Consider the following 23,627-nt stretch of genomic DNA (forward strand, 5'->3'; position numbering starts at 1 on the left):
GGGCCAACCTTCTTTCCGACCAGACCTACGCCCGCGACCCCTCTACCGGGGAGACCTTCCGCCTCTACAAGCAGTCCTTTGACACGGGGGCCTTCTGGCGGGACCCCGTCTTCGGAGGGGTCCTGGGCACCGTGGAGCGCGGGGGGAAGCTGGAGGAGCTCCTGGGGCAGGCGGGATGGCGGAGGCTGGAGGAGTCCTTAAGCGGCCTTCCCGGCACCTGGCGGTGAACCAGGGGACGGGCCTGGCCCTGCGCCCCGCTCCTTCGGACCCCGGCTAAAGCCCGTGATCCGGATGGAGGGTAGGTGGATGGACCAGGCCTTACCGGGTGGCGATCCGCGGTGCGGTGAGCAACAACCCGGAGCCGGGGAATCCCCAAGCGGCTGGGCTCTCGCCTGGAGAACGTCTTGTGCGGCGTAAAGCGGCGGTCCAACGGCAGGAGGCCGGACCACGCCCCGTACACGTTGTCGGCGAAAGAGCGGCGCGTCCCAGAAACAAAAGGCGATCCCAACAGCCCTCCCTGCCCTAAAGAGGGCCCTCCGGTCCCCGATCCGCGATCCTACCTAGGAGGCCCCGGCAGCCTTGCCCCTCGAGGCCAGGCCGAGGAGCCGCTCCACCCCCTCGGGCCTCGCGGGGAGGTAGAGGTGGACGAAGCTCGCCAGCACCCGCCCGTCGGTGTACCCCTCCACCTCCTCTCCGCCCAGGCGGCGCCAGGCGGGGCTTGGCGAGGCGGGAAGCCTTGCGTAGTGGAACTCGTGCCCCTTGAAGGCCTGGCCCTTTCGGGCCACGGGGCTATCCCTCAAGGCCTCCACCTCCCGGTAGCCGAGGACGGGCCTCTCCGCCATGCGGGCCTCCCCCGGGACCAGGCCCACCATGGGGAAGAAGCGCTCCCCCACCCAGAGGCCCTGGGAGAGGTACATGTACCCCCCGCACTCGGCCACGATGGGGCCGGGGAAGCGGCGGATGGCCTCCCGCAGGGCCACGTTCGCGGAAAGTCGCTCGGCGAAGAGCTCTGGGTAGCCGCCCCCGAGGAGGAGAGCGTGGGCTTTGGGGAGGGCCTCGTCCTCGAGGGGGCTGAAGGGGATGAGCTCCGCCCCCAAGGCCTCAAGAAGCTCCAAAGCCTCGGGGTAGTAGAAGGAGAAGGCCTTATCCCAGGCGTAGGCCACCCGGGCCCGGGGCGGGCGCCTCGGGGGGAGGAAGGGCCTGGCCTCGGGGAGGGGCGGGGCGGAGGCAGCGAGGCGGAGGACCTCTTCCAGCTCCACGCGGAAGGCCCGCCTCAGGGCCTCGAGGGGCGGGGCCATCTCCCCGGCCAGGACCAGGCCCAGGTGGCGCTCAGGAAGCTCCAGGGCGGGGTCTTGGGGAAGCCAGCCGAGGAGGGGGAGGCCCACGGCCTTTAGGGCCTCCTTCAGGATCTCCGCGTGTCGCTCCGAGCCCACCCGGTTGGCGAAGACCCCCACCACCCGCACCCCGGGGTGGAAGTCCCGGAAGCCCAGGGCGAGGGGGGCGATGGAGCCCGCCATCCCCTTGGCGTCCACCACCAGGGCCACGGGGGCCTTAAGGAGCCTAGCCACCTGGGCGGTGGAGCCCACCTCTCCCCGGGGGTCCTTCCCGTCAAAGAGGCCCATCACCCCCTCAATCAGGGCGAAGTCCGCCCCCCTCGCCCCGTGGCGGAAGAGGGCGAGGAGGCCCGTTTCGTCCAGGAAGAAGCCGTCCAGGTTGTAGGGCCTCCTGGCGGCGGCCTTCTCCAGGTGGGTGGGGTCAATGTAGTCCGGCCCCACCTTGAAGGGCTGCACCCTTAGGCCCCTCGCCCTAAGGGCGAGGAGAAGGGCCAGGGAGACCGTGGTCTTGCCGGCGCCCGAGTGGGGGGCGGCGAGGAGAAGACGCATCAGTGCTCTATCCCCCTCTGGGCGGGGACGCCCTGGTCAAAGGCGTGCTTTACCTTCCGCATCTCCGTCACCGTGTCGGCCAACTCCAAGAGGGCCTCGGGGGCGCCCCGCCCCGTCACCACCACGTGGACGTGGGGAGGCCTCGCCCGCAAGACTTCCAGGAACTCTTCCAGGGAAACCCAGCCGTAGCGCAGGGGGTAGGTGGCCTCGTCCAGGACCACCAGGTCGTAGGTCCCGGAGAGGAGGGCCTCCTTGGCCCGCCCCCACCCCTCCTGGGCCAAGGCGGCGGAACGGGCGAGGTCCCGGCTCCTCCAGGTGAACCCGTCCCCCAGGCCTTCTATGGGGATGCCTAGGAGGGAGAAGGCCCGGTGCTCCCCGAAGCGGGCGGTTCCATGCTTAATAAACTGGAAAATCCGCACCTTAAGCCCCCGGCCATGGGCCCTGAGGGCAAGGCCGAAGGCGGCCGTGCTCTTGCCCTTCCCGTCCCCGGTGTAGACCAAAAGGAGACCTCGTCGCTCTCCTTGGGGCTTGGCGTAGGGCTTTTGGCGTTTGGGCTCCTCCACGGAAAAAGCTTACCCCGCAAAGGGACAGGCCCTAGCGGAAGAAGACGGAAAGAAGGGCCAGTACCACCCCCACGGCCGTGAGATAGAGCATCACCCTGTTGAAGGCGGAACCGATTTCGGCCTTCATCTCCTGGCGCAAGGCCAAGATCTGGGCTTCCAGTCGGTTCTCCACCTCTTGGATCCGCCCTTCCAGCTTGGTTTCCACCGCGTGGATCCGGGCCTCCAGTTGGGCCTCCGTCTCTTGGATCTGCCGCTCTAGCTTGGCCTCCACCTCCTGGATCCGGGTCCCCAGCCGGGTCTCCGTCTCCTGGATCTGCCGCTCCAGCCTGGCCTCCAGGTTTTGAATCCGACTCTCCAGCTTGGTCTCCACCTCCTGGATCCGCTTCTCCAAGCCCTGGAAGCGCTCCTCCAGCCGGGCTTCCCGCTCCCTGAGCTCCGCCTTCACCTCTTCCCGCAGGGCGTCGATGCGCCGGGAGAGGTCCTGGATTAGGGGAGGGAGGACGGCCACGGTGGTCTCCACCACCCCCTCCAGCTTCTCCAAGCGCTCCAGGAGGCGGTCCTCGGACATAGCCCTATGGTAAACCAGGCCCGGCACGGGAGGAAGGAGCCGGCCCAAGCAGGGCCTGGGCCAGGAGGAGGACCACCTCCCCCAGGGCGATCATGGCCCCGAGGGCGTCCCCGTTCAGCCCCCCGAGGCGGGCCCAGGCCAGGCGGGCCACCCCCCAGGCGGCGAGAAGGGCGAGGAGGGCGGGGAGGGGGTAGAGGAGGAGGAAGGGCAGGGCGGGAAGGAGGGCAAAGGGCCAGGGCCCCCCCCGGACCAAGGCGGCCATCCCCGGGCCCAAGAGGGGGTAGCGGTGGAGGAAGGGGAGGAAGGCGAAGCGGGCCCACCCCGGGAAGAGGAGGAGGAAGAGGGGGTCTTGCACCAGGGCCAGGGCCTGGAAGAGGAGGAGGAGGTAGACCCCCCCCACCCCGAAGGCGAAGGCCCCCAGGTGGGGGTCCTTGAGGATCCTCAGGCGCTCCTCCCTGGGCCTCGCCCCGAGGAGGGCGTCCGCGAGGTCCAAAAGGCCATCCAGGTGCAGGAAGCCCGTGAGGCCGAGGAGGAGGGCGACCCCCAGGGCGGCGGAAAGCCCCGGGGGGAGGGGCAAGAGGGCGAGGAGGGCCAGGGGAAGCCCAAGGAGGTAGCCCGCCAGGGGGAAGAAGGCCACGCTCCGCTTGAAGTCCTCCTCCCCGACCCCTTTAGGGGCCAGGGGCAACACCGTGAGGAGGGCCAGGGCGAGGCGGAGGTCTCGGAGCACCTAAAGCGCACGGAAAAGTGCCCGCCTCAGGTCCCCAGGAAGGCCCACCTCCCCGGCCCCCACGAAGGCCAGGAAGCGCCGCTCCAGTTGGGCAAGGGCTTTTTCCTCCGCTTGGGAAAGGGGAAGCCTTCCCTCCCGGACGAGGCGGGCGAGGAGGGAGCGGGCGCCGGGGGTTAGCCCCTCCAGGAGGTCCCGAAGGGTTTCCGGGTCCAGGAGGTCCTCCAGCCCCATGCCCTCATCCACCTCCAGTTCGACAAGCCAAAAGGTCCTGAGGCTAAGGGGCAGGCGGCGGGCCCAGTCCTCCAGACCGCCCCCCTCAGGAAGGGGTTCCTTCCGCCAGGGCCTTTGCGCCTCGAGGCGGCGGACGCGGAGGGGGTAGACGTTGAGCCAGTCCAGGTTCACGGCCCGGTTCCCGGGGGGGACGAGGAAGGCCTCTTCCACCTCCTCCTCGGGCGGGGCCAGGAGGAGCCAGGTGAAGAGGAACTCCTCCGGCCATAGGTCCCCGGGCGGGGGTTCGGGAGGGGAAAGGGGGGCGAGGGGGTCCCGCCCGAGCTCCAGGCGTAGGCGCAGGGCCTCCCTCACCCCCCAGGGGAGCTCCTCCCGCAGCAGGCGGCGCACCCGCCCCTCGGGCCAATCCCCAAAGGGCCGGTATAGGAGGGCGTAGAGCTCCAGGAGGAGGCTATCGGGGAAGGCCTTGCGGAAGTGGGCCAGCTCTCCGGGGGAGGCCGCGGCCGAGGCCGCCTCCCGTTCCTCCGGGGAGGCCCCGAGGAGCTCCCCGAGGCTCGCCAAGGGCACGAAGGGCGGCCTCCCCTCCTCCAGGAAGCGGAGGCGCATCACCCCCTCCCTCATCTCCTGCCTCACGTCTTCCGGGGAAAGGAGGCCCGAGCGCAGGAAGGGGCGGCCCCAAAGGGTGAGCTCCCCTAGCCCCAGGCGGGGAAGCCAGGACCGGAAGGCCTCCCAAGCGAAGGGTGGAGGGGACACGTCGGCCCGGCCCGGGGAGAGGAAGAGCCCCAGGGGAACCAGGGGCCTCCCCTCCTCTTCCGCCTCCAGAGGCTCCTCCAGGTGGGGAAACCGGGCCCTTAGGGGCGGGTCAAAGGCCCGGTCCAGCTCCAGGGCCACCCTCCCCTCTCCCACACCCAGGGCCAGGAGGGCGAGCCCCTCGGCGAGGTGGGGGTCCTTGGGGCGCCGGGCGAGGAGGGGCCGGACCTCCTCCGCCAGGGACGGCCCCTCCTGGGGGAAACGGGCGAGGAGGCGGGCCAGCTCCACCCTCCAGTCCCCGCCCCACGCCTCCCCGAGCTCCCCGGCGAGGCCTTGCGCCCTAAGGAAGGCCCCCCGGGCCAGGTACAGGCGCACCAGGAGGTAGCCCGGATAGGGGGAAGGGCGTTTGCGGAAAAACCCTTCCAGGGAGGGGATGTCCTCCTGGTAGAGCCACCGCTCCACCTCCCGGGCCACCTCCGGAGGAAGCCCCTGCTCCTCCAGAACGGCCTCCGCCCAGGCGGTGTCCCCCGGGAGAGGGAGGCCCCGCCGCTCCAGAAAGCGGGCCAAGTCCAGGAGGTGGGCGGGAAACTCCGTGCCGTAGATCCGCCAAAGCTCGGCGCAGGCCTCCCCACCCATGGCCTTGGCCCCAAGTTCCATGAGGCGGAGCCCTTCGTAGGCCCCGTCCGAGGTGAAGCGGAGGTAGCCGTAGAGGAACCGGGCCTCCGGGTCCTTGGGGTGCCTGCGGTAGGCCCGCTCCGCGTGCTCCAAGGCCTCGAGGAGATCCCCCTCCTCCAGGAGGTCCCAGGCCCGTTCCAGCTCCCAGCGCCCCATGAAGAGATCATACACAGGGGCCTCACCCCCGGGAAACCCCCGCCTCCTGGAAGGTGGCCATGTGGAGGATGCGGGCCGCGGCCCGGAGAAGGGGCATGGCGAGGACCGCCCCCGTCCCCTCCCCCAGGGCGAGGTCCAGGTCCAAAAGCGGCCTCAGGCCCAGGGCCTCCAGCTGGTGGCGGTGGCCGGGCTCCCGGGAGAGGTGGCCGGCGAAGAGGTGGTCCCTAAGCCCCGGCGCCATCTTCCAGGCCAAAAGGGCCCCCGCGGTCACGGGAAAGCCGTCCAGGACCAAGGGAAGCCCGGCCTCGTACCCCTCGAGGTAGATCCCGGCGATGGCCACAAGCTCAAGCCCCCCCACCTCGGCCGCCACCTCGAGGGGGCCCATGCCCGGATGGAGGCGGGCGAGGGCCCGGGCCACCGCTTGGCGCTTCCGCCTCAGGCCCTCCTCCCCCACCCCCGTCCCCCGGCCCACCACGGCCTCGGGAGGGAGGCCTAAGAGGGCGGCGGTGAGGGCGGCCGCCGCCGTGGTGTTGCCGATGCCCATGTCCCCGGCGGCGAGGAGGGTGGCCCCTTCCGCGATGGCCCGCCTCGCCGCCTCGCGGCCCGCCAGGAGGGCCCTCTCCGCCTCCTCCGGGGTCATGGCGGGGCCTTGGGCGAGGTTCGCCGTCCCCGGGCGCACCTTGCGCTTGAGAAGCCCCGGGTGGTCGGGAAGCTCCCCCACCACCCCCACGTCCAGGACGTAGACGGCGCAGTCCGCCGCCAGGGCGAACTGGTTGATGGCGGCGCCCCCGCGGAGGAAGTTCAGGACCATCTGCCGGGTGACCTCCTGGGGGTAGGCCGAGACCCCCTCGGCCACCACCCCGTGGTCGGCGGCGGCCACCACCACCGCCCCCCGCCCGAGCTCGGGCTTCACCCGGCCCTGAAGGGCGGCGAGGCGCAGGGCCACCTCCTCCAGATAGCCCAAGGCGCGGGGAGGCTTGGTGAGCTGGTCCATGCGGAGCCGGGCTTGGGCGAAGACCTCCGGGTCCATCACGGGGAAAAGCTTACCCTAGGGGCATGGAGCTCTGGCTTGTGCGCCACGGGGAGACCCTCTGGAACCGGGAGGGAAGGCTTCTCGGCTGGACGGACCTCCCCCTCACGGCGGAGGGCGAGGCCCAGGCGCGAAGGCTCAAGGGGGCGCTTCCTTCTCTTCCCGCCTTCAGCTCGGACCTCCTCCGGGCGAGGCGGACGGCGGAGCTTGCGGGGTTTTCCCCCCGCCTCTACCCTGAGCTTCGGGAGATTCACTTCGGAACGCTGGAGGGGGCCCCTTGGGAGACCCTGGACCCCCGCTACAAGGAGGCCCTCCTAAGGTTCCAGGGCTTCCACCCCCCGGGAGGGGAAAGCCTCTCGGCCTTCCAGGAAAGGGTCTTCCGCTTCCTGGAGGGGCTTAAAGCCCCTGCGGTCCTCTTCACCCACGGGGGGGTGGTGCGGGCGGTGCTCAGGGCCTTGGGGGAGGACCGTTTCGTGCCCCCGGCGACCGTCCTCGCGGTGGACTGGCCCCACAGGGTCCTGGACGCCCTCGGCCCAAGGTGAGCCTCCTCCTCGCCCTCCTCCTGGACGCCCTCTTCGGGGAGCCCCCCTCGAGGTTCCACCCCGTGGTCTGGATGGGGCGGTACCTCGCCTGGGCCTGGAGGAGGGTCCGGGGTTTCCCGTCCGGGGCCTTCTACTGGGCTTTGGGGGCCCTCCTCTTCGCCCTGCCCGCCTTTCTCCTGGACCTCCTCCTGAGGCCCTTGGCCTGGGGGTGGGTGGTCCTGGGCCTCCTCCTCAAGCCCCTCTTCAGCCTGAGGATGCTCCTCTTGGAGGTCTTTGGGGTGGAGAAGGCCCTGGAAGAGGGCCTCGAGGCGGGAAGAAGGCGCCTTTCCCGCATCGTGAGCCGGAGAACGGAAGACCTCTCCGCGGAGGAGGTGCGGGAGGCCGCCCTGGAAAGCCTCGCGGAGAACCTCTCGGATAGCCTCCTCGCCCCCCTCCTCTACTACGCCCTCTTCGGCCTCGGGGGGGCCGCCCTCTACCGCTACGCCAACACCGCCGACGCCATGTGGGGCTACCCGGAGCACGGGGCCAGGGGCGCCTTCGCCGCCCGGGCGGACGACCTCCTGAACCTGCTTCCGGCCCGGCTCACCGGGCTTCTCCTCTGCCCACCGGGGCTTTGGGGAAGGCTCCCCCAGGAGGCCCGCAAGACCCCCTCCCCCAACGCGGGCTTCCCCATGGCCGCCCTGGCCTTGAGGCTCGGGGTGCGCCTGAGGAAGCGGGGGGCCTACGCCCTGAACCCCCTGGCCCCCTCCCCCAAGGCTTCCCACACCCGGAAGGCCCTCTGGCTCGTGGGGGGCCTGGGCTACGGGGTGGGCCTCCTCCTCGCGGCGGCCACGGGGCTTTGGTAGGCTTTGGAGGTGGAGCGGAGCCGGGACTTCCTGCTTCAGGCCAAGCGGGACCTGGAGCAGGCTAGGCTTTCCCTGCGGGAAGGGTTTTTTGAGTGGGCGGCCTTCGCGGCGCAACAGGCGGCGGAAAAGGCGGTGAAGGCCGTCTTCCAGAGGCTGGGAGTCGTGGCCTGGGGCCACTCGGTGGCGGGCCTCCTCGAGGAGCTGGCCCAAAAGCTCCCCGTGCCCGAGGCGTTGCTGGACGCCGCCAGTGAGCTGGACAAGGCCCACATCCCAAGCCGGTACCCCGACGCCTTGCCGGAGGGCGCCCCTTTTCAGCGCTACCGGCGGGGCGAGGCCGAGCGCCTTTTGGGACACGCGGAGGCGGTGTATGCCTACTGTGAAGGTGTTCTATCCCAGATGGACGAGGGAGGAGCTCCTCCTCCGCCTTGAGGAGGGGCTTAAGGCCCTGGAGAAGGAGGTTCCCCTCCTCGAGGCCTGGCTCTTCGGCTCCTGGGCCCGGGGAAGAGCCTCGGTGGGAAGCGACGTGGACCTCCTCCTCCTCTACCGGGGGCCCCGCCGGGAGGACCTCCACCGCCTGGCCCGAAAGGCCTTCCCCGGCCTTCCCCTGGAGCTCCACGCCTACACCGAGGAGGAGGCGGCCCGCCTCGAGGCCGTCCTCGCCCGGATGCGGGAGGGGGCCCTCCGCCTCCGTCCTTAGCCTGGGCCCCACTCGGCCTCCCGCGGCTTCCCTACCATGGAAGGCATGCTGGACGACGTCCTCCGCCCCATCCACGGGGGCACCGACGAGGGCCCCGAGCCCCTCTACGACTTCTCCACCAACGCCAACGCCCTAGGCCCCAACCCCGTGGCCCTGGCCTACCTGCGAAGGGCCGACCCGAGCCGTTACCCCGACCCCCTCTACCGGAGGCTACGCCGGGCCCTGGCCGAGGCCCACGGGGTCTCTCCCGAACAGGTGGCCGTGGGCACGGGAACGAGCGAGCTCATCCACCGCCTGGCCCGCTGGACCTACCTGCGGGGGCCCATCCTCCTCCTCCCCCCCACCTTCGGCGAGTACGCCCGGGCCGCCCGGGCCCTGGATCTGCCCCTCTGGGAGGCGGAAAGCCCCGAGGCCTTCCTGGAGCTCCTTCCCAAAAGTTCCCTCGCCTTCCTCTGCGTGCCCAACAACCCCACGGGGGAGGTCTACCCCTTCCTGGAGGAGGCGGCCAGGCGCGCAGGGGGCGCCCTGGTCCTGGACCTCGCCTACCACGACCTCATGGAATCCCCCCCGCCCCTCCCCCAAACGGCCTTCCGCCTCTATAGCCCCAACAAGGCCCACGGCCTCACGGGGGTCAGGGCGGGGTACCTCCTGGCCCCCCTGGACCTCACCCACTTCCAGAACCTGGCCCCTTCCTGGCCCCTCTCCGTCTACGGGGAGGCCTTCCTCCACGCCCACCTGGACCCGGAGGCCCGGGCCTGGCTGGAGGGGAGCAAAAGGGAGCTCTTCCGCCTCCGGGGCCTCCTCGCCGAGGGGCTTAGGAGGCTTGGCCTCGAGGTCCGGGAAAGCCCCGCCAACTTCCTCATGGCGCGGGTGGGCCGGGCCACGGAGGTGGCGAAGGCCCTGAGGGAAAGGGGCATAAGGGTGCGGGACTGCACCAGTTTCGGCCTCCCCGAGTGGCTCAGGCTTTCCGCCCAGAGGGAGGAGGCCATAAGGGCCCTCCTCCTCGCCCTGGAGGAGGTCCTCGCGGGTAAACTCAGGGCATGACCCCGGAGCTTGCCCGCTACCTGGAGGAGGCCCTGGGGCGGCTACGGGCGGCCCTGGACCTGGAGGCCATCTACCTCTTCGGCTCCCACGCCCGGGGGACGGCGGACCGGAGGTCGGACCTGGACCTCCTGGTGGTGGCCCGCACCCCCCTTCCTCCCCTTGAGCGCATCGGCCTCGTCCTGGAGCTCCTCCAGGACGCCCCCCTCCCCGTGGAGGCCATCGTCCTCACCCCCGAGGAGTGTAGGGAGCGCCGGGACCTCCCCTTCCTCAAGGGGGTTCTCCGGGAGGCGAAGCCCATCTATGAGCGTGGAAAAGCGCCGATTTGGAGCCTCACGCTGGCTCGCCCAAGCCCCGAATGACTGGGAGGCGGGCCAGGGCCTGGATCCGTGGGGGCGTAGCCTGGCCTGGTTCCTCCAGGACCTCCCCCGGAGGAGGCCTACACGGAGGCGGAGGCCAGGGAGGCCTTGGAAAACGCCCGGGCCATCCTAAAGGCCGTGGAGGTGCGCCTTGCCAAGGGCTAAGGCCCTCATCGTCTGGGGCACGGGAAGCGGGGTGGGGAAAAGCCTCCTGGCGGCGGGGCTTCTCCGCCACTTCCGGCGGCTTGGCCTGAAGGCGGCTCCCTTCAAGGCCCAGAACATGGCCAACCACGCCCGGGTGGTGCAAGGGGGGGAGATCGCCTCCGCCCAGTGGCTCCAGGCCCTGGCGGCGGGGGTAGAGCCTGAGGTGCGCATGAACCCCGTCCTGGTGAAGCCCTTCGGGGAAAGGGGCGCCCAGGTGGTGGTGTGGGGGAAGGTGGATCCCTTCCTCTCCGGGCTTCCCTGGAAGGAAAGGAGGCCCCACCTCGAGGCCCCCGTCCGCGAGGCCCTGGAAGGCCTCCTCGCCGAGTACGACCTCCTGGTGCTGGAGGGGGCGGGAAGCCCGGTGGAGCGGAACCTCTGGCCCGACCTCCCGAACCTAAAAGCGGCCGAGTGGGCGGACGCCAAGGCCCTCCTGGTGGCCGACGTGGACCAGGGCGGGGCCCTGGGGGCGCTCTACGGCACCTGGGCCCTCCTGGGGGAGCACCGAAAGAGGCTCATAGGCTTCGCCTTCAACAAGTTCCGGGGGGACGTGGAGCTCCTGAAGCCCGCCTACGCGCTCCTCAGGGACTGGACCGGCCTCCCCGTCCTCGGCACCCTCCCCCTCCTTCCCCTCGCCCTCCCCGAGGAGGACGGGTTCCGCTACCGCCAGCCCGCCGGGAATGGCCCCAAGGTGGCCCTCCTCCGCTACCCCCACGCCGCCAACCTGGACGAGTTCTGGCCCCTCTCCGAGCTCGCCCAGGTGGTCTACGCCCATAGCCCCGAGGAGGCGGAAGGGGCCTGGCTTCTCATCCTCCCGGGAAGCCGCCTCCCGGCGCGGGACCTCCCCTGGCTTCGGGCCTTCCTCCCCTTGATCCAGAGGCACCTGGAGGCGGGCAAGCCCGTCCTCGCCGTCTGCGGAGGGGCGGAGATGCTTTCCGAAGCCCTCCTGGACGAGGAAGGGGTGGAGGAAAGGGGCCACTTCCCCGGCCTCGGCCTCCTCCCCTACCGGGTGCGGATGGCGCGGGAGAAGACGGTGGAGCGGAGGCGGGTAAGGCTTCAGGGGCTTTCCGGGTACTGGGGAAGGCTTGAGGGCCTCGAGGTGGAGGGGTACGAGATCCACCACGGCCAGGGCCTCCCCCTCTTCCACCAGGAAGGAAGCCTCCTCGCCACCTGGCTCCACGGCCTCCTGGAAAACCCCGGGGTGCAGAAGGCCCTCTTCGGCCGGGAGGCGCGGGGCCTGGAGGAGGGCCTTGAGGCCCTGGCGGACGCCCTGGAGCGCCACCTGGACCTAAGGGCCCTCCACCGGGCCCTGGGGCTTACGGGGAGGGTCTTCCCCGCAAGCCCCACCGGGGCGAAAGCCCCGGACGTAGACCCGCCCCCACCCCCCGGCCTCGTCCTCCTCCTGGGAGGAGCAAAGAGCGGCAAGAGCCGCTTCGCCCAGAGGCTCGCCGGGCCCTTCGCCACCCTGATCGCCACCGCCGAGGCCCGGGACGAGGAGATGGCGGAGAAGATCCGCCGCCACCAGGAGGAGCGCCCCCCCACCTGGGAGACCCTGGAGGAGCCCCTAGACCTTCCGGGGGCCCTGAAGCGGGCCCGCCACCCCACCGTGGTGGTGGACTGCCTCACCCTCTGGGTCGCCAACCTGATGGAACGGGGCCTGGACCCCCTCTTGGAGGCGAGGCGCTTCCTAAGCGCGGTGGAGGAAAGCGGCAAGAGGGTCATCGCCGTCTCCAACGAGGTGGGGATGGGGATCGTCCCCCAAAACCCCCTCGCCCGCCGCTACCGGGACCTCCTGGGCCAGGTGAACGCCCTTTTGGCCGAGGCGGCTCAGGAGGCCTACCTCCTGGTGGCGGGGCGGGCCCTGCCCCTCGGCGGGGGCAAGGTTCCCGCCCAGGAAGCCAAAAGGCCCGGCTCCCACGGAGGGGAACCGGGCCCCGGCCGATCCCGCGACCCGGGCCCTTAGGCCCAGACGTCCTCGGGGTGGCGCATCCCCTGGGGCCTGGCCTTGAGGATCTCCAGGGCCTCCTCCTCGCTCATCACCGGGTTCTGGTAGCGGAGGCCCGGGGCCTCCCCCATGAGGCGGAAGACGTGGGTGTTGTCCACGAGGCCCAGGTTCACAAAGCGCAGGCCCTGGCCGTAGAGGAGGAGCATCACGGGGCTCGCCGTGTGCTGGCCGGAGCTATAGCCGATGTTGGGCCGGTCGGGCTTCTTGGCGTCCCGCTGCACCATGGCCCAGGCCATGGTGTTGGCGGGCTGGACCCCTTGGCGCACCCCCTCCGGCCAGTAGACCTTCTCCCGGATGGCCCGCACCACCCTTTCCGCCTCGGCGTCCTCGAGGTCCACCCCCTTCATGGCCCGGAAGGCTTCCTTGACCTGGGAGGCCTCCGGGGCCTGGCCGAGGACGCGGAGCATGTGCTCAAAGCTCGCCCGCTGCGGCTCCAGGAGGTCCACCCCTCGGGAGCTCTCCAGGTAGCTCCGCCCGGCCCCGTAAAGCCCTCCTACCCCGGTGGCGTGGTCCGAGACCACGATGAGGAGGGTGTCCGGGTTCCGGTCCACGAAGGCGGTGAGGAGCTCCAGGACCTCGTCCGCCGCCAGCACGTCCCAAAGGGTGGCCCCGGCGTCGTTCAAATGGTTGGCGTGGTCAATCCGCCCCGCTTCCACCTGAAGGACGAAGCCCCCGCGGTGGGCGGCAAGCCGGGGCAAAGCGGCCTGGACCATTTCCTTGAGGCTCGGCACCCCAAGGCCCTGGAAGCGGCGGTCAATCTCGTAGGGCACGTGGCCGTCGGCGAAGACGCCCAGGAGCCGGGTGGCGTTGGAACGGGCGAGCTCCTCGGGGGTGCGCACCACCCCGTACCCCTTGGCGGCGAAGGCGGCGTAGAGGTCCTTCCCGTCCTTGCGCCTGGCGGGGTTGAAAAAGCGGTCCCCGCCCCCAAGGTACACCTCGGCCCCGAACTCCAGGTACTGCTCGGCGATCCTCTCCTCGGCGTTCCGGTCGGGATTGGACACCACGAAGCTCGCCGGGGTGGCGTGGGTGACGGTGGTGGTGGTCACGAGCCCCACGGCCTTCCCCGCCTCCTTGGCCGCGGCGAAGAAGGGCTTGAGGGGGGTCCCGTCGGCGTGGATGGCGAGCCCCCCGTTCACCGTCTTCACCCCGCAGGAGAAGGCGTTCCCCGCGGCGCTGGACTCGGTGACGTAGCTGGTGAGGCTGTAGGTGTTGATGAGCCCGTTGGGGTAGCGGGCGAGGAGGCGCTCCAGGGCCAGGACCCGGCCCTGCCGCCTCCGGGCGTAGGCCTGGGCGATGGCGTAGTCCTCCCAGGAAAACCCGTCGTAGACGAAGACGATGAGGTTGCGGTACCGCCTTCCCAAGGAAGGCTGGTTCTGCAGAGCCCCCTGGGTATGGCCCCGGGGCAGGAGGGCCAGGGCCCCCGCAGCCAGGCCACCTTTCAGGATGTCCCTTCGCTTCATGCTTCTCACCTCCGAGTTCAAAGTAAGGAGCGCAAGTCAGGGGAAGGTCAGGGGATAATGACCCCGTGACCCTGGAAGGCCGGATCCTCTCCCCTCGGGGCTTCGTGCGGGGAAGGCTCCACTTTTCCGAGCGCATCCTGGCCGTGGAGGAGGCCCCCGTGGAGGGCCCCTACATCCTCCCCGGCTTCCTGGACCTCCACGTCCACGGGGGGCTAGGGGCGGACGCCATGGAGGGGAAGGAGGCCGTGCTCAGGATGGCCCGCTTCCACCTCCAACACGGCACCACGGGCCTCCTCCCCACCACCGTCACCGCACCCCCGGAGGCCATAGAGAAGGCCCTTCGGGGCATCGCCGAGGCCATGGGGGAATGCGAGGCCCTCCTCGGGGTCCACCTGGAAGGCCCCTTCCTCAGCCCCAAGCGCCTCGGCGCCCAGCCCCCCTTCCCCCAGAAGCCCGACCCCGCCTGGATGGAAGACCTCCTGGCCCGGGCCCCCGTCCGGGTGGTGACCCTGGCCCCCGAGCTCCCCGGGGCCTTGGAGCTGGTGCGCCTCCTGGTAGGCCGGGGCGTCCGGGTGCAGCTCGGCCACACCGCCGCAGGCTACGAGGAGGCCCTCCACGCCCTGGAGGCGGGGGCCCAGGGCTTTACCCACCTCTTCAACGCCATGACCCCCCTCCACCACCGCGCCCCGGGGGTGGTGGGCCTGGCCCTGGAGCGGGGCCTTTGGGCGGAGCTCATCCCCGACGGCCTCCACGTGCACCCCGCCGCCTTGCGCCTCGCCCTGAAGAGCGTCCCCGGCCTCTACTTCGTCACCGACGCCGTGGCCGCGGCGGGGATGCCGGATGGGGTCTACCCCCTGGGGGCCCAGCGGGTGGAGAAGCGGGGGGAGGGGGTGTGGCTCGGGGAAAGCCTGGCGGGGAGCACCCTCACCATGGACCAGGCCCTCCGCAAGCTGGTGGCCTTCGGGCTTTCCCTGGAGGAGGCGGCGCGGAGGCTTTCCACCTACCCCGCCCGCTACCTGGGCCTAAAGGACCGGGGGGAGATCGCCCCTGGCAAGCGGGCGGACCTTTTGGTGCTGGGCGAGGACCTGCGGGTGGAGGCGGTGTACCTGGGGGGAAGGCGGGTGGCCCGGTAGGCCAGCGGTACCCGGGGTCACACCGCCAGCCCCCCGTCCACCAGGACCTGCTGCCCGGTGAGGTAGCCGTTCCGGGGAGAGAGGAGGAAGACGGCCACCTCCGCCGCCTCCTCCGGCTTGCCGTAGCGCCTGAGGGGGATGCCCGCCGTGGTCCTGCGGGCGATCTCCTCCTCCGTGACCCCCTCCCGTTCGGCGTGGGCCAGGTTCCGTCCGCCAGCACGGTGACCACCACCCCGGCCCCCGCCGCCTCCTTAGGCGTGCGGTTCCAGGCCAGAACCTCGTAGCCCGCCCTCGCCAGGTTCTAGACCATGGGCAAGCCCATGCGCCCAAGGCCGATAAACCCTACGCGCCTCATGGCCTCGTCCTAAGGGGCCAGGCGCAGGATTTGGTGTGCCCTTTTCCTGGCCCGCCGCGCCCAGACCGGGGCCTTTCCCGGGTTCCGCCCCGCTTGGGCACTAAACGAAGAAGAGCTTTTCCCGGTCCACCTCCTTGAGGTGACGGATCCCCAACCGGCCCACCTCCTTCACCAGGCGGTCGGCCAGGTGAAGGGGAGCGGGAAGCCGGGGGAAGGCGAAACCGCTCGCCGGGTAGAGGCGGGTCAGATGGAAAATCTGGTGGGCCAGGGCCTCGAGGGGCGTGTCCCCCGCCTCGTGCACCAGCTTCAGGGGTCGGGGCGTGCCCCGGAAATCCCGGTGGACGGTGAGGAGGAGAAAAGTCCTGTCCTCCAAGGGGACGTAAAGCCCGTCCGCCAGGCGCCCCTGCACGGGGTAGACCCGCCCCCCTCCCGACTTGCGCACCGAAACCAAGTCGTAGGCTATGCCTTCCCGGGCAAGGGCCTCCAAGGCCAGGGCGAACTCGTCCTGGGGCACGCGGCCGTCCCGAAGGAGGAGGACCCGGGAAGGAAGCCTCCCCGCCTTGCGTCTGAAGGCCCAGAGGGTCTCCTCCAAGAGGTCCCAGACCACCTCCTGGGGGATCCGCTCCCCGGCCTGGGCCTCGGGGAGGGTCCAGAGGAGGTGGCCGCCGTCCCCGCCCACGGCGCAGGCCGCGCCCCCGAAGCGAAAGGACTCCCTTCCGCCAGCGTCAAAGCCCACGGCGAGCTCCGCCGGATAGGCGCCGCTCAGGGCCACCACCTGAAGCCCCGCCTTGGCCAGAAGGCCCAGGAGGGCGTTCTCCCAGCGGTGGCGTTCCTCCTCCCGGAGGGGGACGTTGAGGATTTGGCTGGGAAGGCCCTCCCTGAGGAGAAGGGCCTTCAGGCGGTTGCGGTCTTCCCAGGCCATGGGCGGGGTGAGGACCAGCACGGCCTGGACCCCCTTCTCCTTGGCCTTCCGCAGCGCCTCGCGGAAAGCCAGGCCTTGGGAGGGATGGGCGTGGAGGGTGTGCAAACGGAGGGAAGCCCCGCCCGCCCCAAAGGCCTGGAGCAAGGCCCGCCGGAGAAACTCCGGCCATCCTTGGGCCCCGTCCAGGCGCAAGAGGGCCAGGGCGGTTTCCTGGGCCCGGTAAAGCCCCACGCGGAGGGCGTCCGCAGGCTTGCTCACGGCTCTTCTGCCCATGAGCTTGGGGATGCTCAAGCGGTACGCCTGGGCGCGCACCGCCTCAGGTGTGCCCAGCCCCAGGCGCCGGCCGATCCAGCTGGCGATCTCCCGGGTCCGCCGACGCCGCTCTTCCCAAGGCAAGGAGAGGGCCAGGCTTCCCTCCTCTTCATGAAGGTCTTCCAGGGTAAGGACGGGCACCAAAAGGCCCGTCAGATGGGGGATTGGCTTTCGCGGATCCTTTGGGTCCGCCACCCAGGCCACCCGCCCCCCTTCCCGGCCCTGGAGGCGGCCCTTGGAAGCGTGGTAGTCCAGGAGGCTTAAGCCGCCCGGGAGGGGGAGCTCCTTGGGGTCTTCCTCTCCCAGCCGGAGAAGCTCCCAGGTGCGCCGGTCGTAGGCGTTCCGGACCCGTTTGGGCAGAGGGTGGCCTTGGGCAAGCCAGGCCTCGAGGGACATCTCGCAGAGGATCCGGTAAGCGGGGTCCACCTCCAGGAGGAACGCCCCCGAGTCGGAGACCCAAAGGTCCAAGACCGCCCCCCCAAGCACCCGCCACCCGGGCCCCCGGGCGTGCTCCCTCCGGTACACCGCAAGCCCCTCCACCCAGACCCCCTCGAGGCGCCGGAGGCGCTCCTGAAGGAGCCTTCGGGCCAGAGACGAAAGTGCGCTCCGCTCCCCCGGGTCCTTGGGGTCCAGAGGCCTCCTCCCCTTGGGGTAGAGGCGGTAGGCGTAGGTCTGCCCCATCCGCGCCAAGGTGCCCTCCAAGACCAGGACCTCAGGGGGCGACCAGGAGGCGAGGCCGTCTCCCATGCGCACCGTGACGCCCCCCGCCCGGCGGGCCACCTGGGCGAGAAGGGGATACACCTCCTCCCGCCCCGGAGGAGGGTCCAGAACCACCTCGAGGCGCCAAGGTCTAAGCTCCTCGGGGTTCAGAGGCCGTAGGGCGAAGCGGTTGAGGAACACTTCCGTTTTTCCAAGGTGGTTCATATCTTGGCTCAGATTTGCATAGGAGCTGCCAAGGATCAAGGGAGGGGGGTTTCCCAGGGGCCCAGCTCTACCTCCGTCCGGAGGGAGAAGGAAGACGCCCTCCGGACCCCAGGAAGGCCCCCCTGCGGCCCCATGCAAAAGGAAGATCCCCTATACTGCGCTCGCGGAGGTGAACCGTGCGCGTGGCCTACGTGCTCTCAAGCCCTAGGGCGGCAAGCCACAAGCTCGGCCAGATGATCCTCCCCCAGCTGGAGGCGGGGACCCACGGGGTGGAGGTGGTGGGGATCTTCTTCTTTGACGACAACACCCTGGTGCTGCAGAAAGGGAACCCCATCGGGGAGCGGCTCGCCAAGGTGGCCAAGGAGAAGGGCATCCTCCTCATGATGTGCGACCTCTGCGCTCTGGAGCGGGGCCTGGCCGAGGGGGAGCCCCGCTGGTGCACCCCGGAAGGAGAGGGGCGGAAGACCCCTGGGACGTGCCGGGTGTCCCCCCACGTGGTGGAGGGGGTGGAGGTGGGGTGCTTCCCCGACCTCTACCGGGCTTTGGCGGGCCGGGTGGACCAGGTGATCACCCTGTAGCCGTGGCCCGCCGCGCCGGGAAGTGGAAGGGCCTCCCGCACAAACCCGGGCCTCCCCCTGGTGGGGATGAGGACGCTAATCATGGGCCAGGGTGGGCTGGAGCCGGGTTTCGTCGGTGAGGTCCAGGCGGAGGGGCGTGGCGGAGACGAAGCCCTGGGCCACCGCCCAGCGGTCCGTCCCCTCCTCCGCCTCCTTGAGGGGCCTCGAGGCGAACCAGTAGAAGGGGCGGCCCATGGGGTCCTCCCCCGGGATCACCACCCCCTCGTAGGCCCGCACCGACTGCCGGGTCCAGAGGAACCCTTTGGGCTTGAGCGGCAGGTTCACGTTCACCAGGAAGGGCCGCTCCAGGCGGAGGAGGATTTCCAGGGTCCGGAGGAGCCAGGTGAAGGTGGCGTAGACCTTGCCGTCCTTGAGGGAGAGCTCCACGTTGTAGGGAAGGGAGGCGTACACCCTCTGGTTGCTTCCCCGCCAGGGGAACACCTTGAGGAGGGCGTTAAGGTTTGGGTGAGAGGTCTTCACCAGGGCGTGGGCGTAGCTTCCGTTTCCGAGGTTGATCCGGAGCCACAGGGCTCCTTCCTTGACGAGGAGCCTCAGGTTGAGGTTGCCCCCCTTGGTCTTGTCCCCACGGGAGTAGAGCGTGCCTTGCCGCTTCTCCCTCCACTCCCGCTTGAGCTCCTTCAGGGGCTTACCCGAGAGGTGCCCCCGCTTCAGGGTCTCAAAGAGCTTCCTTCGAAGGCGACCTTCCGGGGGTCTTCTCCTCTCTCCCGGGCGGAGTCCAGAACGGCCTGGGCCTTCAAGACGGCGTCGTCGGCGTGGCGGGTGTTGAGGCGGGAGAAGAAACAGAGGGGGCCGTCCTGCCGTTTGAGGTTCTCCCTGGTCTGACCCTCAAGCAAGCGGTTGTAGGCGTAGCGCACGGCGGCGGAGAAGCGGCGCATGAGGTCCAGGGTGGCCTTGTGGTCTTCTCCGGAAGGGAAGAGGAGGAGGGCGTGGGCTCCGGTGAAGGTTTTCGCCCTCTTCTGCGAGGTACGCTTGCGCGTGACTTTAGGCTTGGCCTTCACCTGTGGCCTCCTGTGGGGGAGTATAGCGCTTCGGGGCTTTTCGTATGTCGCGGGGGCTCGCTGGGGTGAGGTGGCGGGAAGTGAGAGCACGTGAGCGCTGGGGTGAAGTGGTGTGCACTATTTCCCAACTGTTTGCACCTCCCCTCGGGGTCGTGCCTTTCCCCCTGGAGCACCGGGTTGAAGACCCGGAAGTAGGGGGCGGCGTCCACCCCCAGGCCCCCCGCCCACTGCCAGCCCTGGAGGTTCACCGCCCGGTCCCCGTCCAGGAGGAGGTGGCGGAAGGCTTCCTCCGCCCTTTTCCAGGGGAGGAGGAGGTACTTCACCGCAAACTGGGCCGCGTTCATCCGGGCCCGGTTGGAGAGGAAGCCCGTGGCGTGGAGCTCCCGCATGGCGGCGTCCACCAGGGGGACGCCGGTCCTCCCCTCGTACCAGGCGCGGAAGAGGGCCTCGTCCTCCTGCCAGGGGAGGGCCTGGAACCTCGGGTCCAGGGGCCTTTCCGTCATCCAGGGGAAGTGGTAGAGGAGGTGGTAGGAGAAGTCCCGCCAGAGGAGCTCCGCCACCCACTTCCTCGCCCCTTCCCCGCCCCGCCACTCCGCCTCCCAGGCGGCGAGCCTGGGGGAGAGGACCCCGAGGGCGAAGTAGGGGGAGAGCCTCGAGCCCCCCTCCCCGTCCAGCCGGTCCCGCTCCTCGGCGTAGCGGGGAAGCTTGGCCTCGAGGAAGGCCCGAAGCCCCGCGAGGGCCGCCTCCTCCCCCGGCTCGGGGAGGGGAAGCCCCGGGTCTTCCCGGGGGATCTCCCCCTCCTCCGGCCCCTTGGGTAAGGCCTCGGGAGGGGGAAGGGGCGGGGCGGCTCCCCGGTAGAGGCGGCTAAAAGGGGTGTAGACCCGGTAGGGCTTGGTGAGGTCGGGGGGGAGGAGGTGGGGGGCGGGGAGGAGGTGGAGGGGGACGGGAAGGGCCTCTTGCACCCTCGCGTCCCGGTGGCGGCCATAGGGGGTGTAACTTCTTAGGGCGTAGACGGCCTTGGCCCGAAGCCTCTTCGCCGCCTCGGGCACCTTCTCCCAAGGAAAGCCCTCCAGGACCCAAAGGGCCCCGCCCCGCGCCCGGTAGGCCTCACGCAGGGCCCGGACGTTCTCCAGGAACCAGGCCCGCCGCCTCGGGGTGGTCTTCAGGTTGTTGGGGTCCAGGACCACGAGGCCCACCACCGGCCCCCGGGCGAGGGCCTCCAGAAGGGCCGGGTGGTCGTGGAGGCGGAGGTCGCCCCGGTGCCAGACGAGAAGGGGGCCCATCAGGGGCTTCCCTCCGGCCTTGGGGGAAAGCGGGCGGCGAGGAAGGCCTTGGGGAGGAGGAGGGCCCGTTCCCAGGCCTTGAGGTGGGCCCGCCTTCCCAGGTTGTCGTAGCCCGAAAGCCTGAGCTTGTCCAGGATGCCCCGGTACTGCAAGGCGGCGAGGGCGATGGCCGCCCGGCCCACCTTGAGGTGGCCTAGGCCCGCAAGCCCCTCCCGGTAAAGGGCCCGGGCCTTCCCCTCCAGGTGGGCCATGAGGGCCCGGTACCCTGGGGTGACGCGCCCCGCCCGCAGGTCCTCCACCTCCACCCCGTGGGCCCGGAGGAGGTCCAAGGGCAGGTAGACCCGGTCCCGCTCTAGGTCCTCCCCCACGTCCCGGAGGATGTTGGTGAGCTGCATGGCCTGCCCCAGCTTCACCGCCCGGGCTTCCGCCTCCTTGCCGCCCCCGGCGATGGGGGTCATCATCCGCCCCACGGTGCCCGCCACCTGGTAGCAGTAGCGGAGGAGCTCCGCCTCCGTCCCGAGCCGCACGGGGCCGAGGTCCGTTTGGAAGCCCTCCCGCATGTGGAGGAAGGCCTCAAAGGGGATGTCCCAGCGCTCCAGGGCCCAGGCGAGGCCCTTCTCCCACTCGGCGAGGGGCCTTCCCCGGTAGGCCCGCTCCACCCCCGCCCACCAGGCCTCGAGGGCCTCCGGGCCCCCGCCCTCCCCGTCCACCGCCTCGTCCCCCAGGCGGCAGGCGGCGTAGACCGCCCAGGCCCCCTTGCGGGCCTCCTTGGGGAAGAGGAGGCTTCCCAGGTAGAAGGTGGCAGAGTGAGCGCGGAGGACGCGGAGGAGGGCTTTCCAGTCGGGCTCCATACTTGCGGGCATTTTCATTCTAGGCGGCCTCGGGGACTTTTGCCCCGACTACACTCCGCAGAGATGTACAAAAGCTTGACAAAACCTATACATCGCCCTACCCTAAGGGCATGACCTCCTCCGGGGTGTACACCATCGCCGAGGTGGAAGCCATGACCGGCCTTTCCGCCGAGGCGCTCCGCCAGTGGGAGCGCCGCTACGGCTTCCCCAAGCCCCGGCGTACCCCGGGAGGGCATCGCCTCTACAGCGCGGAAGACGTGGAGGCCCTGAAGACGATCAAGCGCTGGCTGGAGGAGGGGGCCACGCCTAAAGCGGCCATCCGCCGCTACCTGGCCCAGGGGGTGCGCCCCGAGGACCTGGGGACCGGCCTCCTCGAGGCCCTCCTCCGGGGGGACCTCGCCGGGGCCGAGGCCCTCTTCCGCCGGGGGCTCAGGTTTTGGGGCCCGGAGGGCATCCTGGAGCACCTCCTCCTCCCCGTTCTCCGGGAGGTGGGGGAGGCCTGGCACCGGGGGGAGATCGGGGTGGCGGAGGAGCACCTGGCCTCCACCTTCCTCCGGGCAAGGCTCCAGGAACTTTTGGACCTCGCGGGCTTCCCGCCCGGCCCCCCCGTCCTCGTCACCACCCCTCCCGGGGAGCGGCACGAGATCGGGGCCATGCTCGCCGCCTACCACCTCCGCCGCAAAGGGGTCCCCGCCCTCTACCTCGGCCCCGACACCCCCCTCCCCGACCTCAGGGCCTTGGCCCGGCGGCTCGGGGCGGGGGCGGTGGTCCTCTCCGCCCTCCTTTCCGAGCCTTTAAGGGCCCTCCCCGACGGGGCCCTTAAGGACCTCGCCCCCCGGGTCTTCCTCGGGGGGCAGGGGGCGGGGCCGGAGGAGGCCAGGAGGCTCGGCGCCGAGTACATGGAGGACCTGAAGGGCCTCGCCGAGGCGCTTTGGCTCCCTAGGGGGCCGGAAAAGGAGGCGATATGAAGAGGTTTGCCCGGAAGGAAACCATCTACCTCAGGGGGGAGGAGGCCCGCACCCTCTACCGCCTGGAGGAGGGCTTGGTGCGGGTGGTGGAGCTCCTCCCCGACGGCCGCCTCATCACCCTGCGCCACGTTCTTCCCGGGGACTACTTCGGGGAGGAGGCCTTGGAGGGTAAGGCCTACCGCTACACCGCCGAGGCCATGACGGAGGCGGTGGTCCAGGGGCTGGACCCCAGGGCCATGGACCACGAGGCCCTGCACCGGGTGGCGCGGAACCTCGCCCGGCAGATGCGCCGGGTCCAGGCCTACGAGGCCCACCTGCAGACGGGGGAGCTCCGCGCCCGCATCGCCCGCTACCTCCTCTTCCTGGCGGACACCCCGCTTTCGGCCCGGGACAGGCAGGGCATCTACGTTACCGTCTCCCACGAGGAGATCGCCGACGCCACCGCCTCCATCCGGGAGTCCGTTTCCAAGGTCCTCGCCGACCTCCGCCGGGAGGGGCTCATCGTTACCGCCTACCGCAGGATCTACCTCCTGGACCTCGCCGCCTTGGAGCGGGAGGCGGGTGGCGTCCTGGAGGCGGCCTGAATGCGGGTCTTCGTCGTCGGCGGAACGGGCTTCGTGGGCCAGGAGGTGGTGCGCCTCCTTTTGGCGCGGGGCCACACCCCCCTGGTCCTCGCCCGCAGGTCCAGGCCCCTCCCCGAGGGAGCGGTCCTGGTAGAGGGGGACATCGCCCGGGAGGTGCCGGACCTCAAGGGGGCGGAGGCCGCCATCTACCTCGCGGGGATCATTCGGGAAAGGGGCCAGACCTTCCGGGCGGTGCACGTGGACGGGGTGAGGAACCTCCTGAAGGCCATGGAACGGGCCGGGGTGGGCCGCCTCCTCCACATGTCCGCCCTGGGGGCGAGGCCCGAGGCCCCAAGCCGTTACCACCGGACCAAGGCCGAAGGGGAGGCCCTGGTGCGCCAAAGCGGCTTCTCCCACGCCATCTTCCGCCCAAGCCTCATCTTCGGCCCCGGGGACGAGTTCTTTGGCGGTGTCCTGAGGGGCCTCGTCTGCGCCCCCTTGCCCTTCGTGCCCCTCATCGGGGACGGAAGCTTCCCCTTTAGGCCCGTGTACGTGGGGGACGTGGTGGAGGTCTTCGTGGGGGCCTTGGAGCGGGGCCTCGAGGGAACCTACGACCTGGTGGGGCCTAGGGAGTACACCTTCCGCGAGCTCCTCCAGCTGGTGATGGAGGTCCTGGGGCGGAGGAAGCCCTTTCTTTCCCTTCCCCTTTGGCTCATGGACCGCCTCGTCCCCCTCCTTTCCCCCTTGCCCTTTGCCCCCCTCACAAAGGACCAGTACCTCATGCTCAAGGAAGGGAACACCGCCCCCTTCCCCGAGGCCCTAAGGGAGCTTCTGCCCGCGCCCCAGGCCCTGGAGGAGGTCTTGCCCCAGTACCTCCGCTGTTAAGGTTTAGCTCCTCGGGGTGAAGAAGAGGGGTTTGCCCGTGGAGGTAAGGGGGTGCGGTAAGCCTC

At 70.5% G+C, this 23,627-nt stretch carries 22 protein-coding genes and 4 pseudogenes; 13 read left to right on the forward strand and 13 right to left on the reverse strand.

All coding sequences use genetic code 11. The annotated features are described in order from the left end of the window. Positions 1-227 (forward strand): annotated as a pseudogene (locus tag TNMX_RS05870) (hypothetical protein); the annotation flags it as partial. 333 nt (positions 228-560) lie between these two features. Here the strand turns inward: TNMX_RS05870 and TNMX_RS05875 are convergent. Genes TNMX_RS05875 through cobT form a run of 6 tightly spaced genes read right to left on the reverse strand, consistent with a single transcriptional unit; the run spans position 561 to position 6,580 of the window. Continuing rightward, positions 561-1,883 (reverse strand): cobyrinate a,c-diamide synthase, encoded by a 1,323-nt coding sequence (locus TNMX_RS05875; RefSeq protein ID WP_038030340.1) that lies wholly within the window; start codon positions 1,881-1,883, stop codon positions 561-563. Continuing rightward, positions 1,883-2,446 (reverse strand): cob(I)yrinic acid a,c-diamide adenosyltransferase, encoded by a 564-nt coding sequence (gene cobO, locus TNMX_RS05880; protein ID WP_008631380.1) that lies wholly within the window; start codon positions 2,444-2,446, stop codon positions 1,883-1,885. The genes TNMX_RS05875 and cobO overlap by 1 nt, the downstream gene beginning before the upstream one ends. A gap of 31 nt (positions 2,447-2,477) precedes the next feature. Next, on the reverse strand, positions 2,478-3,014 hold the full coding sequence (locus TNMX_RS05885) for a hypothetical protein (RefSeq protein ID WP_014630524.1): 537 nt from the start codon (positions 3,012-3,014) through the stop codon (positions 2,478-2,480). Positions 3,015-3,018: 4 nt separating this feature from the next. Beyond that, positions 3,019-3,741 (reverse strand): adenosylcobinamide-GDP ribazoletransferase, encoded by a 723-nt coding sequence (locus TNMX_RS05890; protein ID WP_008631386.1) that lies wholly within the window; start codon positions 3,739-3,741, stop codon positions 3,019-3,021. Continuing rightward, on the reverse strand, positions 3,742-5,550 hold the full coding sequence (locus tag TNMX_RS05895) for a hypothetical protein (RefSeq protein ID WP_038030402.1): 1,809 nt from the start codon (positions 5,548-5,550) through the stop codon (positions 3,742-3,744). It lies immediately after the preceding gene. A gap of 22 nt (positions 5,551-5,572) precedes the next feature. Beyond that, positions 5,573-6,580, reverse strand: coding sequence for a nicotinate-nucleotide--dimethylbenzimidazole phosphoribosyltransferase (gene cobT, locus TNMX_RS05900; RefSeq protein WP_008631396.1), 1,008 nt, complete (start codon positions 6,578-6,580; stop codon positions 5,573-5,575). Between the two features lie 26 nt (positions 6,581-6,606). On the opposite strand from cobT, the gene TNMX_RS05905 reads away from it, so the two are divergent. From TNMX_RS05905 to TNMX_RS05935, 7 genes are all read left to right on the forward strand, one after another. Further along, entirely contained in the window at positions 6,607-7,122 is a 516-nt protein-coding gene (locus tag TNMX_RS05905) for a histidine phosphatase family protein (protein ID WP_038030346.1), read from the forward strand. Further along, positions 7,119-7,967, forward strand: coding sequence for an adenosylcobinamide-phosphate synthase CbiB (cbiB, locus tag TNMX_RS05910; protein ID WP_038030348.1), 849 nt, complete (start codon positions 7,119-7,121; stop codon positions 7,965-7,967). The genes TNMX_RS05905 and cbiB overlap by 4 nt, the downstream gene beginning before the upstream one ends. Before the next feature lie 9 nt (positions 7,968-7,976). Beyond that, the gene (locus tag TNMX_RS05915) at positions 7,977-8,396 is read left to right on the forward strand and encodes a HEPN domain-containing protein (protein WP_038030404.1); all 420 of its coding nucleotides are present in this window, start codon (positions 7,977-7,979) and stop codon (positions 8,394-8,396) included. Continuing rightward, positions 8,335-8,664: a nucleotidyltransferase domain-containing protein gene (locus tag TNMX_RS05920; RefSeq protein WP_014511282.1), complete on the forward strand. Its 330-nt coding sequence runs from the start codon at positions 8,335-8,337 to the stop codon at positions 8,662-8,664. The genes TNMX_RS05915 and TNMX_RS05920 overlap by 62 nt, the downstream gene beginning before the upstream one ends. A gap of 45 nt (positions 8,665-8,709) precedes the next feature. Continuing rightward, on the forward strand, positions 8,710-9,708 hold the full coding sequence (locus TNMX_RS05925) for a histidinol-phosphate transaminase (protein WP_038030351.1): 999 nt from the start codon (positions 8,710-8,712) through the stop codon (positions 9,706-9,708). Then, positions 9,705-10,067, forward strand: a complete 363-nt coding sequence (locus TNMX_RS05930) for a nucleotidyltransferase domain-containing protein (RefSeq protein ID WP_038030354.1) — start codon at positions 9,705-9,707, stop codon at positions 10,065-10,067. Before TNMX_RS05925 ends, TNMX_RS05930 begins: the two co-directional genes overlap by 4 nt. A 148-nt stretch (positions 10,068-10,215) precedes the next feature. Further along, complete coding sequence (locus TNMX_RS05935; RefSeq protein WP_038030359.1) at positions 10,216-12,228, forward strand: cobyric acid synthase; 2,013 nt, start codon at positions 10,216-10,218, stop codon at positions 12,226-12,228. Here TNMX_RS05935 and TNMX_RS05940 read toward each other — a convergent pair. Further along, positions 12,225-13,730, reverse strand: a complete 1,506-nt coding sequence (locus TNMX_RS05940) for an alkaline phosphatase (RefSeq protein WP_038030362.1) — start codon at positions 13,728-13,730, stop codon at positions 12,225-12,227. The genes TNMX_RS05935 and TNMX_RS05940 overlap by 4 nt on opposite strands. 65 nt (positions 13,731-13,795) lie before the next feature. Here TNMX_RS05940 and nagA point away from each other — a divergent pair, with 65 nt between their 5' ends. Beyond that, on the forward strand, positions 13,796-14,863 hold the full coding sequence (nagA, locus tag TNMX_RS05945; protein WP_052037951.1) for an N-acetylglucosamine-6-phosphate deacetylase: 1,068 nt from the start codon (positions 13,796-13,798) through the stop codon (positions 14,861-14,863). Positions 14,864-14,880: 17 nt separating this feature from the next. Here nagA and TNMX_RS12575 read toward each other — a convergent pair whose 3' ends face one another. Then, positions 14,881-15,066 (reverse strand): SDR family oxidoreductase, encoded by a 186-nt coding sequence (locus TNMX_RS12575; RefSeq protein ID WP_081424951.1) that lies wholly within the window; start codon positions 15,064-15,066, stop codon positions 14,881-14,883. Positions 15,067-15,318: 252 nt separating this feature from the next. Beyond that, positions 15,319-17,376 (reverse strand): argonaute PAZ domain-containing protein, encoded by a 2,058-nt coding sequence (locus TNMX_RS05950; RefSeq protein ID WP_038030409.1) that lies wholly within the window; start codon positions 17,374-17,376, stop codon positions 15,319-15,321. Positions 17,377-17,552: 176 nt separating this feature from the next. Between TNMX_RS05950 and TNMX_RS05955 the strand changes: the two genes are divergently transcribed. After that, positions 17,553-17,954 (forward strand): SaoD/DsrE family protein, encoded by a 402-nt coding sequence (locus tag TNMX_RS05955; protein ID WP_008631445.1) that lies wholly within the window; start codon positions 17,553-17,555, stop codon positions 17,952-17,954. A gap of 75 nt (positions 17,955-18,029) precedes the next feature. On the opposite strand, the pseudogene TNMX_RS13590 reads toward TNMX_RS05955, so the two are convergent. The 4 genes and pseudogenes from TNMX_RS13590 to TNMX_RS05975 form a co-directional block, all read right to left on the reverse strand. Beyond that, positions 18,030-18,335: pseudogene (locus TNMX_RS13590) on the reverse strand (5'/3'-nucleotidase SurE); the annotation flags it as partial. Beyond that, a pseudogene (locus tag TNMX_RS13090) lies at positions 18,333-19,012 on the reverse strand (IS200/IS605 family accessory protein TnpB-related protein); the annotation flags it as partial. The pseudogenes TNMX_RS13590 and TNMX_RS13090, both read right to left, overlap by 3 nt. 137 nt (positions 19,013-19,149) lie before the next feature. Beyond that, positions 19,150-20,295 (reverse strand): annotated as a pseudogene (gene phr / locus TNMX_RS05970) (deoxyribodipyrimidine photo-lyase); the annotation flags it as partial. Further along, a complete protein-coding gene (locus tag TNMX_RS05975; protein ID WP_038030367.1) occupies positions 20,295-21,146 on the reverse strand; it encodes a phytoene/squalene synthase family protein in 852 nt (283 codons plus the stop codon). The pseudogene phr and the gene TNMX_RS05975, both read right to left, overlap by 1 nt. Before the next feature lie 110 nt (positions 21,147-21,256). Between TNMX_RS05975 and carH the strand changes: the two genes are divergently transcribed. Genes carH through TNMX_RS05990 form a run of 3 tightly spaced genes read left to right on the forward strand, consistent with a single transcriptional unit; the run spans position 21,257 to position 23,562 of the window. Further along, the gene (gene carH / locus TNMX_RS05980) at positions 21,257-22,114 is read left to right on the forward strand and encodes an HTH-type transcriptional repressor CarH (RefSeq protein WP_038030370.1); all 858 of its coding nucleotides are present in this window, start codon (positions 21,257-21,259) and stop codon (positions 22,112-22,114) included. Beyond that, on the forward strand, positions 22,111-22,698 hold the full coding sequence (gene ldrP / locus TNMX_RS05985; protein WP_038030372.1) for a transcriptional regulator LdrP: 588 nt from the start codon (positions 22,111-22,113) through the stop codon (positions 22,696-22,698). Before carH ends, ldrP begins: the two co-directional genes overlap by 4 nt. After that, entirely contained in the window at positions 22,699-23,562 is an 864-nt protein-coding gene (locus TNMX_RS05990) for a complex I NDUFA9 subunit family protein (protein WP_038030375.1), read from the forward strand. The last annotated feature ends 65 nt before the right edge of the window (positions 23,563-23,627 follow it).

This window comes from Thermus sp. NMX2.A1, assembly GCF_000511705.1.
Classification (GTDB): Bacteria; Deinococcota; Deinococci; order Deinococcales; family Thermaceae; genus Thermus; species Thermus scotoductus.